Raw genomic sequence first — 17,233 nt, forward strand, 5'->3', positions numbered from 1 at the left:
CGAGAAGCGCCGAAGTCGCGCGTTACGGGGCGAGACCCGCAGCCGCCGGCTTGAAGCCGGCGCGGATGTTCTCGCAGCATCCGGGGCGGCACACGTCGTACCAGGGACCGAGATCCGTGACGTGAGCGCGTTCTGCCGCCGGGCGGCCCTCCAGCCGCTCGACGATGAGGTCGACGATCCCGGTCACGAAGGTCTCGGACACGCCGGGCGTCGGTGTGCGCACGAAGGCGAGCCCCGCTTCTTCCGCGGCCTCGGCGGCCTCGGTGTCGAGATCCCAGAGGACCTCCATGTGGTCGCTCATGAACCCGAGAGGCACGACGACGACGGCGTTCCTGCCGCGATCGGGCAGCTCGCGGATCACGTCGCAGACGTCGGGCTCGAGCCACGGCTGCGAGGGCGGGCCGGAGCGGGACTGGTACACGAGCTCCCATTCCACATCGCCGGCGGAGGGGATCTCCGCCGCGATGCGATCCATCACCCAGGCGGCGACCGCTTCGTGCTGCGCAGCGTACGCACCGCCGGGCCCCCAGTCGACGTCCCTCGGCCCGGACCGCACGGCGTCATCCGTCGGCACGCTGTGGGTCGAGAACAGCACCTGGATCGCGTCAGCCGTCACACCGTCGGCCAGGTAGCCCTCGATCGCCGTGCGCACGCCCTCGAGGAAGGCATCGACGAACCCGGGGTGATCGAAGAACGGCCGGATCTTGTCGATCGTGACGCGATCGCCCAGGCCGGTGTCCTCGAGCACACGCGCGAAGTCCTCGCGGTACTGCCGGCAGCTGGAGAACGAGCTGTATGCGCTGGTCGCGAAGGCGAGCAGCGAGGTGTCCCCCGCCGCCTCGGCGTCGCGCACCGCATCGTCCAGATACGGCGTCCAGTTCCGATTGCCCCAGTACACCGGCAGGTCGATCCCGCGACGGCCCAGCTCCGCTTCCAGCGCCGCCTTCAATGCGCGGTTCTGGGCGTTGATCGGACTGACGCCGCCGAAATGCCGATAGTGATGTGCGACCTCTTCGAGACGCTCATCAGGGATGCCGCGACCGCGGGTGACATTGCGCAGGAAGGGGATGACGTCGTCCTGCCCCTCGGGGCCGCCGAATCCCGCGAGCAGAATGCCGTCGTAGGCGACCGGCGTCTCGACGAAGGGGACGCCGTCGGCCGCAGCGGGCGAAGCGAAGGGAACAGGAGAAGAGGCGTTCGCAGTCACGTCTCCATCCTTGCACTTCCGCTCGACCGTCCAGGCCGCGTCCTGGCGTAGGCTGTCATGGTTGCCGTCGGCGCCAGCAGCGTCGTGGAGCGGTCGCACCCCCTGACCCCTGGGAGAAGAGCTGTGCCTGGAGAGAACCTCACCCGTATCGAAGCGCAGGAGCGTCGAGCCCTCATCGATACGCAGTCGTATCAGGTCTCGTTGGACCTGACGAAGGGCGAGGAGGTGTTCGGTTCGCGCAGTGTGGTGCGCTTCACCGCCCGGCCGGGCAGCTACACCTTCATCGATCTGATCGCGCGCGAGATCCGCGAGATCTCGCTCAACGGCGTGCAGCTGGACCCGAGCGAGGTGTTCGCCGACTCGCGCATCGCACTGGCCGATCTGCAGGACGAGAACGTCCTCGTCGTCGACGCCGACTGCGAGTACACCAACACCGGTGAGGGCCTGCACCGGTTCGTCGACCCGGTCGACGGCGAGGTCTACCTCTACTCGCAGTTCGAGGTGCCGGATTCCCGCCGCGTCTTCGCGGTGTTCGAGCAGCCGGATCTCAAGGCCACGTTTCAGTTCACGATCACCGCCCCGGCGGCGTGGAAGGTCGTCTCGAACTCCCCCACACCGGAGCCGATCGTCCACGACGACCAGACCACCGCGACGTGGGGCTTCGAGCCGACGCCGCGCATCTCGTCCTACATCACCGCCCTGGTCGCCGGCCCTTACGAGTCGACCTTCTCGGAGCTGACGAGCGCTTCCGGCCGAGTCATCCCGCTCGGCGTCTACGGACGCAAGAGCCTGTGGCAGCATCTGGACGCCGACTACATCTTCGACAAGACCCGCGACGGCTTCGCCTACTACGAGTCGAAGTTCGGCGTGCCGTACCCCTTCGCCAAGTACGACCAGCTCTTCGTGCCGGAGTTCAACGCCGGAGCCATGGAGAACGCCGGCGCCGTCACGTTCACGGAGACCTACGTCTTCCGCAGCAAGGTGACGGATGCCGTGAAGGAGCGCCGGGTCGTCACGATCCTGCATGAGCTCGCGCACATGTGGTTCGGCGACCTCGTCACCATGAAGTGGTGGAACGACCTGTGGTTGAACGAGTCGTTCGCCGAGTGGGCGTCGACCATCGCCACCGCCGAGGCCACCGAGTGGACCGAGGCATGGACCACGTTCAACGCCATGGAGAAGACCTGGGCATATCGCCAGGACCAGCTCCCCTCCACGCACCCGATCGTCGCCGAGATCAACGACCTCGAGGACGTCCAGGTCAACTTCGACGGCATCACCTACGCCAAGGGCGGATCCGTTCTCAAGCAGCTCGCCGCCTGGGTGGGCATCGAGGCGTTCTTCGCCGGTGTGTCGCAGTACTTCCAGAAGCACTCCTGGGGCAACACCGAGCTGAGCGACCTGCTCACCGAACTCGAGGCGACCAGCGGCCGCGACCTCGGCACGTGGTCGAAGAAGTGGCTGGAGACCGCGGGCGTCAACACCCTCGCACCGATCGTCGAGACGGATGCGGACGGCCGGATCAGCCGTTTCGCCGTCACCCAGACGGCGCCCGCCGACTACCCGACGATCCGCCCGCACCGCCTCGGGATCGGGTTCTACACTCTCGTCGACGGTTCGCTGAAGCGCACGAACTACGTCGAGATCGATGTCGACGGCGACCGGACCGAAGTGCCGGAGCTCAAGGGGATCTCGCGCCCGGACCTCGTGCTGCTCAACGACAACGACCTCGCCTACGCGAAGATCCGCCTCGACGATCACTCCCTGGCCACGGCGGTCGCCCACCTCGCCGACATCTCGGACCCGCTCGCCCGTTCGCTCGTATGGGGCGCGGCCTGGGATCAGACCCGCGACGCCGAGAGCGCGGCATCCGACTACATCGACCTGGTCCTGGGGAACATCGGCCGCGAGACGGAGTCGACGACCGTCCGTACGACGCTCGCCCAGCTGCGCACGGCGGCGACTCTGTACGTCGCTCCGGCCGACCGCGCCGCGGCCAGGCAGAAGGTCGCCGACGGCCTGTGGGAACTCGCCCAGTCGGCGGAATCCGGCAGCGACAGCCAGCTGCAGTTCGTCACCGCCTTCGCCGGGAACCTCGTGACCGCTGAGCACGCCGGGATCGTCGGCCGCCTGCGCTCCGGTGAGGAGACGCTGCCGGGGCTCGAGGTCGATACCGATCTCTCCTGGCAGCTGCTGGTCGGCCTCGCCACGATCGGTGCGACGGATGCCTCGTCCATCGACGCGGCCCTCGCCGCCGACAACACGTCAAAGGGTGCCGAGTTCGCCGCTCAGGCCCGCGCCGCGCTTCCGACCGTCGCCGACAAGAAGATCGCGTGGGCGTCGCTCGTCGAGAAGGACGATGCCCCGAACACGATCGTCCGTTCGGCGGCGCTCGGATTCGTGCACCCCGCCGGTGTCGAGGTCCTGGGCGAGTTCGTTTCCGCGTACTTCGACATGCTCCTGCCGATCTGGGAGTCGCGGACGTATCAGATCGCGAACTACCTGATCGTCGGCCTGTACCCGACCGCTCTCGCCAGCCGCGAGCTGCGCGACGCGACGCGCGCCTGGATCTCCGCGAACGCGGATGCCGCACCGGCGCTGCGTCGTCTGGTGAGCGAGAACCTCGCCGACGTCGAGCGCTCACTCGCGGCTCAGAGCCGCGACGAGGAGCGCTGACCGCCGCATCCTGACCCCGGGCCTCTGCGTCGCCGACCCAGGCGATGCAGAGGCCCGATCAGTAGAATCGGGCCTGATGATCATCTCCGCCGAACCCACCGCCCCACCGGCCACCACCGAGATCTCGACGGCGTGGGGCGAGTTCATGTCGTTCCTCGGAATGGTCGGCGAGCGAGCCCTCCAGGTCGCGATCATCGTCGTCGTCGCCTTCCTGATCGGTCTCGCTCTCCGCTTCGTCGTGCACCGCGTCGTCAAGCGGATCGTCGACAGCGCCAAGTCCAAGGCGAACGTCGACGACACGCAGGCGCTCGAGCGCTCGCCGCTGGCCGACATGCGCCTCGTGCAGCGCACGCGCACGCTGGGGTCGATCCTCCAGAACATCATCAACGTGACCGTCACGGTCATCGCGCTGCTCATGGTCGTCTCGGTGATCTCCCCCGATCTGATCGGTTCGCTCACCCTCCTCACCGCGGCCGTCGGCGCCGGCCTCGGCTTCGGCGCCCAGAACATCGTCAAGGACGTGCTCAACGGCATGTTCATCGTCGCCGAGGATCAGATCGGCATCGGCGACGTGGTCGACCTCGGACTCGCCTCCGGTGTCGTGGAGTACGTCAGCGTCCGCATCACGCAGGTGCGCGACGTCAACGGCACCCTCTGGTACGTCCGAAACGGCGAGGTCACCCGCATCGGGAACATGTCGCAGGGCTGGGCGCGCGCCATCATCGACCTCGGCGTCGCGCCGGATGCCGACCTCGAAGCGGTCGAGAAGGCGATGCTGGAGACCGCTCAGGAGCTCTCCAAGGATCCGAAGTGGCGCACTCGTATCGTCGAGCGGCCGGAGATCTGGGGCCTGGAATCGATCACCGGGGATGCGCTCGTCGTGCGTGTCGTCATGAAGACCAGAGCCAACGCGAAGGACGACGTCGCACAGGAGCTGCGTGCCCGGTTGAAGAAGGCGCTCGACGGCCTCGAGATCGGCATCCCGAGCATGACGACCGTCACTCCGACCGGCTTGGACGGCGCCAGACGCGTCAGGGGTGCCAATCCCCCGCGGATGCGCCCCAACGCTGTCACGGGTGTGCCGCCGGTCGCCGAACGCGGCATCTGGCGGCGCAAGAAGTCCGGCGGCTCCGACGAGAGCACCGGCTCGGGAAGTGAGAAGAAGTGACGTTCTACGACGAAGTCGGGGGCATGCCGGCATTCGAGAAGCTGGTCACGGCGTTCTACCGCGAGGTGGCGCTCGACCCGGTGCTGAAGCCGATGTACCCCGAAGAGGATCTCGGCCCTGCGGCCGAGCGCCTGACGCTCTTCCTCGCGCAGTACTGGGGCGGGCCGACGACCTATGGCGAGACCCGCGGGCACCCTCGCCTGCGCATGCGGCACATGCCGTTCCACGTCGACCCGGATGCCAGGGACCGCTGGCTGCGCTGCATGCGGATCGCTGTGGATGAGGCGCAGCTGTCGCCTCTGCACGAATCCACGCTCTGGGACTATCTCGAACGCGCCGCCTATGCCATGGTGAACACATTCGAGCCGTCCGGCATCGGCACCACCGCAGCCGGACGTCCGACGCTCGAGACCCGCAGTCAGGATTCGACGGAGAACTGATGACGACCACGCCCCTGTCCGCTGATGTACTCGTGATCGGATGGGGGCTGGCCGGCCTCGTCGCCGCCTCGGAGGCTGCGGCCGCCGGTCGACGCGTGGTCCTCATCGACCAGGAGCCGCGCTCGAACCTGGGCGGGCAGGCCTGGTGGTCGTTCGGAGGTCTGTTCTTCGTCGACTCCCCAGAGCAGCGCCGAATGGGGATCAAGGATTCCCTCGAGCTCGCCACGCAGGACTGGCTCGGCACCGCCGGTTTCGACCGGGCGGAGGACGCCTGGCCGAGGAGATGGGCCGAAGCGTATCTGGAGTTCGCCGCCGGTGAGAAGCGCGCCTGGCTGCGGGAGAAAGGCGTGAGCTTCTTCCCGGTCGTCGGATGGGCCGAACGCGGCGGGTACGGTGCGCTGGGCCCCGGCAACTCCGTTCCGCGGTTCCACATCACGTGGGGTACGGGTCCGGGGATCGTCGCGCCATTCGCGGATGAGGTGGGATCCGCTGAGGATGCCGGGACGCTGACGATCCTCCCCCGGCACCGCGTGCGGGAGCTGCTCGTCTCGGACGGGGCCGTCGCCGGCGCACGCGGTGACGTGCTGCGGGACAGCGCCGAGGCGCGTGGCGTGGCGAGCAGCCGGGATGTCGTCGGGTCGTTCGAGATCAGCGCCGGCGCCACGGTCGTCGCCTCCGGCGGCATCGGCGGCAACCACGACCTGGTGCGCGCCGCCTGGCCGTCTCGGCTCGGGACGCCCCCGAAGCACATGCTCTCCGGTGTTCCCGCCTATGTCGACGGCTCGATGCAGGCCGTCTCGGCCACCGCGGGCGCGCACCTCATCAACGGCGACCGCATGTGGCACTACGTCGAGGGGATCACGAACTGGGATCCGGTGTGGCCGGCCCACGGCATCCGGATCCTCCCCGGCCCGTCGTCGCTCTGGCTCGATGCCACCGGCGCACGGCTGCCGGTACCGCTGTTCCCCGGTTTCGACACGCTGGGCACGCTCGCGCACCTGCGGGCGACCGGCCACGATCATTCCTGGTTCATCACGACCCGTCAGATCGTCGAGAAGGAGTTCGCCCTGTCCGGCAGCGAACAGAATCCCGACCTCACGGGGAAGGACATCCCGCTGCTGCTGAAGTCCCGGCTCGCGAAAGGCCCGACGGGCCCTGTCCAGGCGTTCCTCGACGAGGGCGAGGACTTCATCGTGGAGAACGATCTGGAGACGCTCCTGGAGCAGCTGCGGCGTGCTCCGGGCGGCGATCTGCTGGATCTGGACCACGTTCGGCGCGAGATCGTCGCGCGAGATCGGGAGATCGAGAACGACTTCACCAAGGACGCCCAGATCGGGATGCTGCGATCCATGCGCTCGTATCGCGGAGACAAGCTCATCCGCACCGCGAATCCGCACCGCCTGCAGGACCCGGCAGCCGGCCCGCTGATCGCCGTGAAGCTGCATGTGCTGACGCGCAAGTCGCTCGGCGGCATCGAGACCGATCTCGACGGGCGTGTGCTCGGGGATGACGGCACGCCGATCGCCCGGCTCTACGCCGCAGGCGAAGCAAGCGGCTTCGGGGGCGGCGGCGTGCACGGCTACCGCGCATTGGAGGGCACGTTCCTGGGCGGGTGCCTGTTCTCCGGACGGCAGGCCGGGCGCGCGGCCGCACGCTCCGTCTAGCTCGCCGCGCCCGTGCCGCGCACCGCTGTCAGGCCGGTCGCGACGGGACCGCGCGCGAGCACGTGACCGCGGCGGAAGGCCATGCGCGTCCAACGCCCGGAGCGCATCACCGGAACGTCCTCTTCTCCCGAGATGAAACCGAGCGCGTCGGCCGCGAACGCCATGCCGCGCGGAAGCTCGCCGAGATCCGGGTCTGGCTCGCCCCAGATGGCCGCCCGCAGGGCGCGGACGGCCTCTTCGCCTGCGCCGTCCGTCGTTCCGTGCGCGACGGCGCTGATGCCCCACTGCGCCCGTTGGGCGACGACGGATGCCGTGATCGCCGCCTCGCGCTGCCACTGGCCACGCGGCGGGGCGACGCCGGCCCATGGCGGGGCGAGCGCGGTCTCCGGCAGCTCCAGCATGCGGTCGTCGTCGGTGGCCGCGAGCGAGGCCACGACGAGATCGCATTCGAGTTCCGGGTCCGCTGCCACGACGCGCATCGCGAGGACTGTCGGCGTCTGATCGAAGATTCCGTGCGGGGCGAGGACCGCGGTGGTGAGCGCGAGAACGCCGCCTCTGGCCTGCAGCCGAACCCCTTCATCGGAGATGCGCGCGGCGCGGCCGACGAAGGTCAGAACGTCTCGGGTGGTTTCGGGATCGGCGAGCACGAGACGAGGAGGCACGCGCTCTAGACTACCGAGGTGTGCGGCGCCCGGCCGCGGGAGGGACCGTCATGACCGAAGAAGCACGCGCCGAGGCATCCGTCGATCTGCTGCTGGACGTGCTCGATCTGGACGAGAGTTCGGCGCGTACGACGGAGGACATCTTCACGGGTCGCTCGCACGCCATGCCGTCCGGACGCATCTACGGCGGACAGGTGCTGGCGCAGTCGCTCATCGCCGCCGAGCGGACCATGCCGCCCGAGCGCGCAGTGCACTCGATGCACGGATATTTTCTGCGCCCCGGAGACGCCTCGCAGGGACTGACGATCGCCGTCGATCGGATCCATGACGGTCGGTCCTTCTCGACCCGACGCTCGCAGGCGTACCAGAACGGCGTGCCGATCTTCTCGATGATCGCGTCGTTCCAGGACGAGAGCCCCGGTGTCGAGCACGCTGTGCCCATGCCGGACGGCATCCCGGCGCCCGATGATCTCGCGCCCGATGAGGAACTCGTCGCCGGTGTGCATCCTCTGTCGATGCGGATGCTGCGGGACCGCCCGGCCGATGTGCGGCACGTCGAGGGGCCGATCTATCTCGCCGTCGAGGGCGAGCATCGCCCGCACCAGGCGGTCTGGATGCGGATCCGGTCGCAGATGCCGGACGACCCCCGGCTGCACCGCGCGGCGCTCGCCTACCTCAGCGACATGACGATCCAGGAGTCGATACTGCGCGCGCACGGCGTCTCCTGGGCGCTTTCCGGATTGAAGGTCGCGAGTCTCGACCACGCCATGTGGTGGCATCGGCCCGCCCGTGCCGATCATTGGCTGCTGTACGTGCAGGAGTCGCCGAACGCCCGCGGCGGTCGAGGGCTCGCGTCTGGGCGCATCTACACGCGCGACGGCGCCCTGGTCGCGAGTGTGGCACAGGAGATCATGATCCGCGTGCCGGGCGAACCATCCTGACCGCCGGCCGCCGGGCCGGCTCGGCCGGGCTCAGCGGTGCGCGTAGGCGATCGATTCGCCCACGTACGGCTCCCAAACGGCCCGCATCTCGGGGGTGATACGGGTCGGGCGACCGGTGTGCGCATCGACGAGGACGATCACCGCCGTGGAGCGCGCGTAGATGACGCGCTCCACGGATGCGGGGTCGTTGTGCACCTCGTAGCAGACTTCGACGCTCGACCCGCCGAGCTTGCCGAACCACATCTGCACCTCGAGCGGATGCCGCTGATACGGAACCGGCGCGAGGTATTCGATCTCCTGCCGGGCGATGAGCGTGAGGACGCCCTGTTCGATCCCGGAGTCGAGCACCGCCGTCGACGGTGCCTGCTCCCCCGGGCCCGGCTTCCAGAAGGCGCGCACGCGCGCCTCCTCTAGGAGCTTGAGCATCGAGGTGTTGTTGACGTGATTGAACGCGTCGAGGTCGCCCCATCGCAGGTGGATGGGAATGTGCAGCCTAGTCACGCGTGAGCTTGCGATGCGTCGAACGGTGCGGGTTCGCCGCATCCGGGCCGAGGCGCTCGATCTTGTTCGCCTCGTACGCCTCGAAGTTGCCCTCGAACCAATGCCACTTGGCGGGGTTCTCGTCCGTGCCCTCGTAGGCGAGGATGTGCGTTGCGATGCGGTCGAGGAACCACCGGTCGTGGGTGATGACCACGGCGCAGCCGGGGAATTCGAGCAGGGCGTTCTCGAGCGAGCCCAGAGTCTCGATGTCGAGGTCGTTGGTCGGCTCGTCGAGCAGCAGCAGGTTGCCGCCCTCCTTGAGGGTGAGGGCGAGGTTCAGGCGGTTGCGCTCGCCACCGGAGAGCACACCGGCCTTCTTCTGCTGATCGGGGCCCTTGAAGCCGAACTTGGAGACGTAGGCGCGAGAAGGGATCTCGGTCTTGCCGACCGTGATGAAGTCGAGGCCGTCCGACACGACCTCCCACAGGTTCTTGTTGGGGTCGATGTTCGCGCGGGACTGGTCGACGTAGCTGATCTTGACCGTTTCGCCGATCTTCAGATCACCGCCGTCGAGCGGCTCGAGGCCGACGATCGTCTTGAACAGGGTGGTCTTGCCGACGCCGTTCGCGCCGATGATTCCGACGATGCCGTTCGGCGGAAGGCTGAAGCTCAGACCGTCGATGAGCACGCGGTCGCCGAAGCCCTTCTTGAGGTTCTTCGCCTCGATGACGATGCTTCCCAGGCGGGGACCGGCTGGGATCTGGATCTCCTCGAAGTCCAGCTTCCTGGTCCGCTCCGCCTCTGTGGCCATCTCCTCATAGCGCGCAAGGCGCGCCTTCGACTTGGTCTGGCGCCCCTTCGCGCTGGAACGCACCCACTCGAGTTCGTCCTTGAGCCGCTTGGCGAGCTTCGCATCCTTCTTGCCCTGAATGGCGAGACGCTCGCCCTTCTTCTCCAGGTAGGTGGAGTAGTTGCCCTCGTAGCCGATCAGGCGGCCGCGATCGACCTCGGCGATCCACTCGGCCACGTTGTCGAGGAAGTACCGGTCGTGAGTGATCGCGATCACAGCGCCCTTGTACGCCTGCAGATGCTGCTCGAGCCAGAGCACGCTCTCGGCGTCGAGGTGGTTGGTCGGCTCGTCGAGCAGAAGGAGGTCGGGCTTCTGCAGGAGCAGCTTCGCCAGGGCGACGCGGCGCTTCTCCCCGCCGGAGAGCGGAGCGATATCGGCATCTCCCGGCGGAGTGCGCAACGCGTCCATGGCCTGCTCGAGCTGGGAGTCCAGATCCCACCCGTCTGCGGCGTCGATCTCCTCCTGGAGCACTCCCATCTCGGAGAGAAGCGTGTCGAAATCCGCGTCGGGGTCGGCCATCTGCGCCGAGATCTCGTTGAAGCGGTCGAGCTTGACTTTGATCGCGACGCCGTCCTGGATGTTCTCGAGGACCGTCTTGGACTCGTCCAGCTCCGGCTCCTGCATCAGGATGCCGACGGAGAAACCGGGGCTGAGCTTGGCTTCGCCGTTGGACGGCGTGTCGAGGCCGGCCATGATCTTGAGGATCGTGGACTTTCCGGCGCCGTTCGGGCCGACCATGCCGATCTTCGCGCCGGGAAGGAACGCCATCGTGACGTCGTCGAGGATGAGCTTGTCGCCCACCGCCTTGCGTGCACGGACCATCGAGTAGATGTACTCTGCCACGGAAAACCGCTCCTTCTGTTGGCGTCGCGAATCGACACTCCAGCCTACCGGCTGCGTGCTGTGCGGATTCCGATCACCAGTCGATCGGACGCGTCGTGCCGATCAGGCAGCGCCCCTCGGCGAGCTGATCGGTCACCGTCGTGACCGGCTGGCCGGTCGAGGGACCCACTTGCCCGATCAGGCACTCCGTCTCGCCCCACCGGACCGAGAACTGCAGACTCTCGACCGGATTGCCGACGGTCGTCTCGTCAGCGGTGACCTGCATCGCGGCCTTGTCGAAGCCCGCCGCGACGAGCGCATCGATGTAGGCACGTCCCTGGTCCGCCTGCTCTGTGGCCCAGACTTCTGCTGTGACGGCCGTGAACAGCGCAAGATTGTCCGCTGCAGTGCCATCGGGAACGAGTTGCGGCGCCGCGGGCTCCGCCGGCTCCGCAGTGGCACCAGGACTGGGTGCGGTGGTCGCCGACGGCGCGGACGCCGTGGGATCCGTGGGTTGCGGAGTGCATGCCGCGAGAGCGATCGCGAGAAACGCTGCAACGGAGAACGCGATCGCACGCGCAGCGGAAACGGCAGGTCGGCGAGGCACGGTTCGAGTCTAGGGGGCGCGCATCGCCGACTCCGTGAGCGGTGTCAGGCGGCGCTGTGGGTCGGCTCCAGCCCCCAGGCCGGATCCGCCTCGCCTTCCCCGTCGCGAACGGACTCCTCCTCCATGTCGGACTCGGACGCGGGATCCCGCTCGGCCGGCACCTGGTCCACCGACTCGGAACTCGTTGCGCGCGCGACCGGCGGCCGATTGCGGACGAATGCGCTGGTCCCCCACCGCAGGTCGTGGCCGATCGCCTCGGCATCGATGTCGAGACTCGTGCCGCGGGCCGTGCCGTTGTCCCAATCCCGGACGCGGAGCCGACCCGTCACGATGACCGGGTGCCCTTTCTGCAGCGACGCGCGTGCCTGGACGGCGAGCTGCCGATAGGCGGAGACGTTGTACCAGTTGGTCCCGGCGTAGCGTACATTTACGCGGTATGCGCAACCGAGCCGTCATCTACGCCCGTATCTCTCGCGATCGCGAGGGGCGTGAGGTCGGCGTTGACAATCAAGTCGCCACCTGTCGCAAGATCGCTGAACGCCACGGTCTGACCGTTCAGCGAGTCTACGTCGACAACGATCGCGGCGCGTCGAGCCTCTCGAAGAAGCCGCGCCTTGACTATCAGGCGATGACCGCAGCGGCCAAGCGTGGCGAGTTCGAATGGATCATTGCATACTCAATGAGCCGTGTATCCCGTCGCCCTGCCGAGTGGGAGGAACTCATCGCGCTGTCGGCCAACGACGGCATCCAGTTCCTCTATGAAGTGTCGCCGCGCTACGACCTGAACACCGCGGATGGGCGTGCAACCGCGCGCACAGTATCCGCATGGGATGCCGCCGAGGCTGAGCGCACAGGCGAACGCGTGAGGCACGCTAAGGCCGCGACACTCGCCGCAGGTAAAGACATCGGCGGGCCTCGCCCCTTCGGCTGGGAACCCGACCGCCGCACCCACCGCGCCGCCGAGGCCGACTTGATCCGATCCGGTGCCGCCGCGATCCTCGCGGGCGCGTCCGTGCGATCGGTAGCAATGGCATGGAACCAGTCGGGCATCACTCCCCCGCGTGCTGGCGTCAATAACCGAGGTGGGCGTCCGGCGTCGTCTTTCTGGCGTCCTCAGACTGTGCGAAGCATCCTGTCCAACCCTCGGCAGATCGGACACATGGTCGTGAAAGGCGTCGACTATGGACAGGTTGCCGATCCGATCCTGACGGACGAAGATCACGCGGCATTGCTCGCGATATTCGCGAACCCAGCGCGCAAGCCGAAGCGCGGGCCCGAGCCACTCAAGAGCACCGCCCTGCAGTTGGTGACCTGTGGTGTCTGTGGTGGACAGATGAGGCTCGCGAACTCACGCGGGCATCGGTACGTGAAGTGCGCTGACGCTTCCTATGAGCCTGGGCCGCATCCGTCCGTAGCCGCGCACATTGCCGAAGAGCAACTCGGCCTCGGCGCCCTTTGGCTCCTAATCGGGCAACAGCCTGAGGATTATGCCGACGCCCGACCTGAAGTTGCCGCTTTGCAGTTGCGGATCGCGGACGACAAGATGCGCCTCGAGCGAGTGACCGCCGCCTACATTGACGGCATCGGAGATCTCGACCACCTCGCGCGCGAGTCCGCCACGCTCAAGGCCGCGATCGCCTCCGGCCAAGAACGGCTGGACACTCTGCTCGCCGCGAACGACTCTGCGGGCGCTGTCGCCGTCGCGCGGCAGTTCGTCGATGGATGGGGCGACGACGTGTCCTCGGTCGGGTACCTTCCCGCACTGCGTGAACCCTGGCTCGAGTACTGGCACAGCATCGACGTGGCCGCTCGCCGTCGCCTCTTGCGAGGACTCAGCCAGGACATCCGCACGGCGTTCGCCACCGAGGAACACCCAGGGCGCTTCACCTATGACCAATCCACTATCGATCCCACGACCGCATTCTGAGAGAGCAGGAACGACCGATGAACACCTACGACAACGCCGAGAACTTCGTCAGGCACGCTTGGCTACGGATCGCAGCCGAGGCGCTCGGGCGGCACCGCGCCGCGGGTCCGATGTCGCCGAACGCGGCACGCGAGGCAGACGCGTTCGCAAAGATCACGGACCTGGCCGCGCTCGAAGGACAGTTCGCATGACTGAGGGCGAAGAGCGCAAGTTCCGGTTCGGCTCGCGTGCGATCGATGCGAGCATGGAAGAGATCGAACAGGCCGAGCAGTGGCTCTACTTGGTCGGCTATCACACGGGTTATGGCCGCGCCGTACTCGACCTCGCTGACCGCCTCGAGGCCGAGGCTGGCCCGCTCGGTCTGCCGCTCGAGGTGCTGCAGGAACTCCGCCGCACCGGCAACACCTCCCAGCGCACGGGTGAGCGCTTCGCGGACGATCTTCGCGGTATGGGCTGGGAGATCTAGCGCCGCGCAGCTCTACGCACGGAAGCGCCCCGGTATCTCTACCGGGGCGCTTCCGTGCGTAGTCACTAGTCTCGCGCCGAGATCCCGAGCGACCAGCCTGTCACGTCGGCCAGCGTCCCGCGCCATATCGCGAGTTCGATCGTCGCGCTACCTGAGAAAACGCGCACATCGCGCATATGGATGTACTGGCGCGCAGGAACGTTCTTCCCCTGCTCCGCCAGCTTCTCGTTTGTAGCGTCAAACTCAGCCATGTCTTCAGCCCAGCGCTTCAAGAGCGGCTCGAGTGCGTCCGTGCCGGCCGTTTTGAACTGTGCTCCAAGGATCGTCAGAAACGCTTCGGTAGTGATCATCATCCCGCTGATCGTTGCACCGTTGCTCTGGATCGTAAGCCCAAGACTCGACTTACCGTCCGCGCCGCCGTAGATCCTTGCAAGCGCCTCGAGCATCCAGTCTTTCGGCCTGGCGTCAGCGAGCGTAACTTCATCATCAGCTTCGTGAGATTCCTGCGCGGTGTCTTCAGTCAATTGGTTTGCCCCTTCCGGCGTTAGGGATCTCACTGTAATCGCCACCCCCGACATCGAGAGCCGACCGAAATCACCCCCAAGCGGGGACTGCTCTCGTTGACCTTCTTAAGCCGCTTGCGCGAGCGACGGGATGACTCGATACAGCTTGCCGCGACCATGGCCTTCGGAAGTCACTTCGCCTGCCTCGGCGAGCGCCGCAAGCTTGCGCTGCACCCTGCGCCGAGCACCCTCGGAAGAGTCTCCGAGGATGAGCAGGATCTCCGTGACGGAGTGCGATCGTCCGTCCTCGAGCGCCTGCTCGATCGCCTGCGCGTCAGGACTCGCCACGCGCTCACGATCGACCACCGCCGAGCCGCCGAGGCTCCGAAGGAAGAACCCGCCTTCGACCAGAGGCTCGGCATTCTTGCTCTTGCCGTTGTCCTGGCTCGAGGTCGAGAGCAGGAATGAGTCACCGGTTTTGGCCTTCGCGACGATGACCGTATCCGCGTTGTCGCGGATCGCGCTTGCACCGCGCACGGCGCCCGATCCCTTGTTGACGTGATGAATGATGAGCACCGAGCAACCGGGGCGAGCCTGTCGAATCGCACGCGCCTGGCGCATAACCGCCGCGAGCTGCGCATTGTCGTTCTCGGACTCGATCACCGACAACTGCGAGAGTGTGTCGAGCACGACAAGATCAAGCTCGCGCTCGAGCACGACCTCGCGCATGTAGTCGACTGTCTCGGCCTCGGACAGGCTGAACCCTTCTTCCACGAAGAGCAAGCGGTCCTCAGGTACGTCGCGCGCGTTGAACTGCTCCCACGATGTAAGGCGCTGCTCGAAGTACTCCGCGCCTTCGCCGACGACGTACAGCACTCGGCCATGCTTGACCGCGCGATCCTCCCACCGCTCCCCCGTGGCGATCCGGCATGCCCAATCGAGCGCAAGGAAGGTCTTACCGAGGCCACCTTCACCGGCGAGTACGACAACGCCGGCGCCCTGTAGGAGACCGTCGATCAGCCATTCAGGGCGTGGCCGATTCCGCAGATCGGATCGCGTGAGCACGGCGAACGGCGCTTTGCGCTCGGCGACGCTTGTCACCTGGTCGTCCAAGATCACGGGCGCGTCAAGGTTCGCACTGCGCTGCCCGGCGATCTCGATCGCCTTGTCAAAGGCTCGAGCGGCGGCGGCGCGATTCTCATCGGTAGACCAGTCCCCCGCCGCATAGCGCGTGATGAACTGCTCTCGCGCCTGCGCGCCGCCCCGGCTGAACTGCGCCGCCCTGACCAGCGGGAGCGCGAGCGGGAGAAGGTTGTCATTGCGCCACTCGGGAGCGCCGTGAACGGGCAGCGCGGCCAGCGCCTCGAGCAAGCGCGTGTCCGGCTCCCCCGGATTGCCCGCGAGCCACTCGGCGACCTCGACGCCCGCCGCCGCCGACCGCGCAACCGGGCGCCGTACTGACCATGCCGGCGCGGGCGTGAACGACCACTGCTCAGGAACTTCCCCCGTCCACGCCACCCAGGATGACCCCGCCTTCACATCGACACCGGGCAGCACTGCGCCGCTGGTCACATCGGCCGCAGGCGCCGCGTAGACCGCGTGCGCGCCCGTGCCGCTCACCGAGGCATGCGACCAGGTTTGCGGCAATTCGACGCCTGCGGAGTGGATGCTCTCGAAGCCGTCAGCGCCGCCCGGATGCCTATCGATGTCCACGACCAGGATGCCGTTCGCGCCTGTCGGCACGCCTACGGCGTTCGCGGTCGGCGCCGCGAAGAACATATCCGCGACCGCCTGAGGATCGGCGCTCGCGTCAAGATGTCCGCGCGCCGTCAGCGGCACCTTGCGCCACCGGCCAGCCTCATCGGCGCTCACGTGGATCGGGAAGACCTCGACGCCCTGCGCGGCAAGGCGCTGCGCCTTCATCATCGGATCCTGCGCGGCGCTCTCAGCGGTCAAGCCGCCGCTCCCGAAGCGCGGCTTTCCCAGCGCGCGCGAAGCTCAGCGGCTGCCGTCGAGAAGATCTTGTCCCAGCCCGCCTGGCGCATCTCGCGCAGGCGCGCTTCGTCGTAGGCGGGCGAGTTGATCTCGGCTAGGAGTTCGCGCAGCTCTTCGCTGCGCCGTCGCCGCGAGGCCGCGAGCGTGGCCACCTCGGCCAGCTTGGCGCATTCGGTTTCGTCCAGTGCGATCAGCTCGGGCGAATCGTCGCGTTGCAGGATGAACAGGTTGCCGTCCATCGACCAGAGGTGCAGACCGGCGATGATCTCACGGTCAAACACGGGCGCACTCATGCTGCGACCTCGTGCACGTCGACCTTGGCGATCTGCGCCCACGGGACGACGGCCTGCCTGGCGCGCCCCTTGAACGCGTATGAGATGCGCACGTCCGCGCCGTCATCCTCGATGACGATGCCCTCGATCGTCCACCATGCGCGGGGATCGACCGGGATGAGTGTGACGTTTTCGCCATTCTTCAACATTGTGGTTATTCACTTTCTCGCGTACTGCTTCAGTATCCCTTTACTCGATCCACGCTAAGGCATCCGGGAGTACTTAAAACGCCCGCCGCGAGAATGTACATATTCGTACCGCGCACGTCCCGGGGAAAGCGGTACGAATATGTAAACCCCGACGCTCGCAAGTGTCGCGATGTCGCAATCCTTCGGCCAACTCCCCCGGAATCATGCGACAAAACGGCATGTCGCCAAACTTGGCGACACCCACGTCACATCTTTAGTGTGACAGTGTGACGTGAAGTGCGTCGTCGTGAACCTATAAAAGCGTTACAGGCTCGAATAACATTCTCTCCGGTTTAAGCAATGCC

At 67.0% G+C, this 17,233-nt stretch carries 17 protein-coding genes and 1 pseudogene; 8 read left to right on the plus strand and 10 right to left on the minus strand.

The features are described 5' to 3' along the window. Positions 1 to 22: 22 nt before the first annotated feature. Positions 23 to 1,207 (minus strand): ferrochelatase, encoded by a 1,185-nt coding sequence (locus M2317_RS00215; RefSeq protein ID WP_429456207.1) that lies wholly within the window; start codon positions 1,205 to 1,207, stop codon positions 23 to 25. 123 nt (positions 1,208 to 1,330) lie between these two features. Here M2317_RS00215 and pepN point away from each other — a divergent pair, with 123 nt between their 5' ends. From pepN to M2317_RS00235, 4 genes are all read left to right on the plus strand, one after another. Beyond that, positions 1,331 to 3,883 carry an aminopeptidase N gene (pepN, locus tag M2317_RS00220; RefSeq protein WP_429456209.1) on the plus strand — a complete coding sequence of 851 codons (2,553 nt, stop codon included), beginning with the start codon at positions 1,331 to 1,333 and terminating at the stop codon, positions 3,881 to 3,883. Positions 3,884 to 3,959: 76 nt separating this feature from the next. Next, the gene (locus tag M2317_RS00225) at positions 3,960 to 5,051 is read left to right on the plus strand and encodes a mechanosensitive ion channel family protein (RefSeq protein WP_429456211.1); all 1,092 of its coding nucleotides are present in this window, start codon (positions 3,960 to 3,962) and stop codon (positions 5,049 to 5,051) included. Next, entirely contained in the window at positions 5,048 to 5,491 is a 444-nt protein-coding gene (locus M2317_RS00230) for a globin (protein WP_429456213.1), read from the plus strand. Before M2317_RS00225 ends, M2317_RS00230 begins: the two co-directional genes overlap by 4 nt. Beyond that, positions 5,491 to 7,155, plus strand: coding sequence for an FAD-binding dehydrogenase (locus M2317_RS00235; protein WP_429456215.1), 1,665 nt, complete (start codon positions 5,491 to 5,493; stop codon positions 7,153 to 7,155). Before M2317_RS00230 ends, M2317_RS00235 begins: the two co-directional genes overlap by 1 nt. Here M2317_RS00235 and M2317_RS00240 read toward each other — a convergent pair. Further along, positions 7,152 to 7,817: a hypothetical protein gene (locus tag M2317_RS00240; protein WP_429456216.1), complete on the minus strand. Its 666-nt coding sequence runs from the start codon at positions 7,815 to 7,817 to the stop codon at positions 7,152 to 7,154. The genes M2317_RS00235 and M2317_RS00240 overlap by 4 nt on opposite strands. Before the next feature lie 50 nt (positions 7,818 to 7,867). On the opposite strand from M2317_RS00240, the gene M2317_RS00245 reads away from it, so the two are divergent. After that, a complete protein-coding gene (locus tag M2317_RS00245) occupies positions 7,868 to 8,758 on the plus strand; it encodes an acyl-CoA thioesterase (protein WP_429456218.1) in 891 nt (296 codons plus the stop codon). Positions 8,759 to 8,788: 30 nt separating this feature from the next. On the opposite strand, the gene M2317_RS00250 is transcribed toward M2317_RS00245, so the two are convergent. The 4 genes and pseudogenes from M2317_RS00250 to M2317_RS00265 all read right to left on the minus strand — a co-directional run. Beyond that, positions 8,789 to 9,301, minus strand: coding sequence for an acyl-CoA thioesterase (locus M2317_RS00250; protein WP_429456220.1), 513 nt, complete (start codon positions 9,299 to 9,301; stop codon positions 8,789 to 8,791). Further along, positions 9,252 to 10,931 (minus strand): energy-dependent translational throttle protein EttA, encoded by a 1,680-nt coding sequence (ettA, locus tag M2317_RS00255; RefSeq protein WP_429456222.1) that lies wholly within the window; start codon positions 10,929 to 10,931, stop codon positions 9,252 to 9,254. Before ettA ends, M2317_RS00250 begins: the two co-directional genes overlap by 50 nt. A 73-nt stretch (positions 10,932 to 11,004) precedes the next feature. After that, on the minus strand, positions 11,005 to 11,517 hold the full coding sequence (locus M2317_RS00260) for a DUF6993 domain-containing protein (protein ID WP_429456224.1): 513 nt from the start codon (positions 11,515 to 11,517) through the stop codon (positions 11,005 to 11,007). A 44-nt stretch (positions 11,518 to 11,561) separates the two neighbouring features. Then, positions 11,562 to 11,915 (minus strand): annotated as a pseudogene (locus M2317_RS00265) (single-stranded DNA-binding protein); the annotation flags it as partial. Positions 11,916 to 11,953: 38 nt separating this feature from the next. Between M2317_RS00265 and M2317_RS00270 the strand changes: the two are divergent. The 3 genes from M2317_RS00270 to M2317_RS00280 are packed head-to-tail and all read left to right on the plus strand — an operon-like array spanning position 11,954 to position 13,910. Continuing rightward, positions 11,954 to 13,444, plus strand: a complete 1,491-nt coding sequence (locus M2317_RS00270) for a recombinase family protein (RefSeq protein ID WP_429456225.1) — start codon at positions 11,954 to 11,956, stop codon at positions 13,442 to 13,444. A 17-nt stretch (positions 13,445 to 13,461) separates the two neighbouring features. Next, on the plus strand, positions 13,462 to 13,635 hold the full coding sequence (locus M2317_RS00275) for a hypothetical protein (protein WP_429456227.1): 174 nt from the start codon (positions 13,462 to 13,464) through the stop codon (positions 13,633 to 13,635). Continuing rightward, positions 13,632 to 13,910 carry a hypothetical protein gene (locus M2317_RS00280; RefSeq protein ID WP_429456228.1) on the plus strand — a complete coding sequence of 93 codons (279 nt, stop codon included), beginning with the start codon at positions 13,632 to 13,634 and terminating at the stop codon, positions 13,908 to 13,910. Before M2317_RS00275 ends, M2317_RS00280 begins: the two co-directional genes overlap by 4 nt. 65 nt (positions 13,911 to 13,975) lie before the next feature. On the opposite strand, the gene M2317_RS00285 is transcribed toward M2317_RS00280, so the two are convergent. The 4 genes from M2317_RS00285 to M2317_RS00300 all read right to left on the minus strand — a co-directional run bounded on the left by M2317_RS00285 (position 13,976) and on the right by M2317_RS00300 (position 16,889). After that, positions 13,976 to 14,434 carry a hypothetical protein gene (locus M2317_RS00285; protein WP_429456230.1) on the minus strand — a complete coding sequence of 153 codons (459 nt, stop codon included), beginning with the start codon at positions 14,432 to 14,434 and terminating at the stop codon, positions 13,976 to 13,978. Between the two features lie 105 nt (positions 14,435 to 14,539). Further along, positions 14,540 to 16,369 (minus strand): AAA family ATPase, encoded by a 1,830-nt coding sequence (locus M2317_RS00290; RefSeq protein ID WP_429456232.1) that lies wholly within the window; start codon positions 16,367 to 16,369, stop codon positions 14,540 to 14,542. Next, entirely contained in the window at positions 16,366 to 16,701 is a 336-nt protein-coding gene (locus M2317_RS00295; protein WP_429456234.1) for a hypothetical protein, read from the minus strand. Before M2317_RS00295 ends, M2317_RS00290 begins: the two co-directional genes overlap by 4 nt. Next, complete coding sequence (locus tag M2317_RS00300) at positions 16,698 to 16,889, minus strand: hypothetical protein (RefSeq protein WP_429456236.1); 192 nt, start codon at positions 16,887 to 16,889, stop codon at positions 16,698 to 16,700. The genes M2317_RS00295 and M2317_RS00300 overlap by 4 nt, the downstream gene beginning before the upstream one ends. Between the last annotated feature and the right edge of the window lie 344 nt (positions 16,890 to 17,233).

Source organism: Microbacterium sp. ZKA21, assembly GCF_050434165.1.
Taxonomy (GTDB): domain Bacteria; phylum Actinomycetota; class Actinomycetes; order Actinomycetales; family Microbacteriaceae; genus Microbacterium.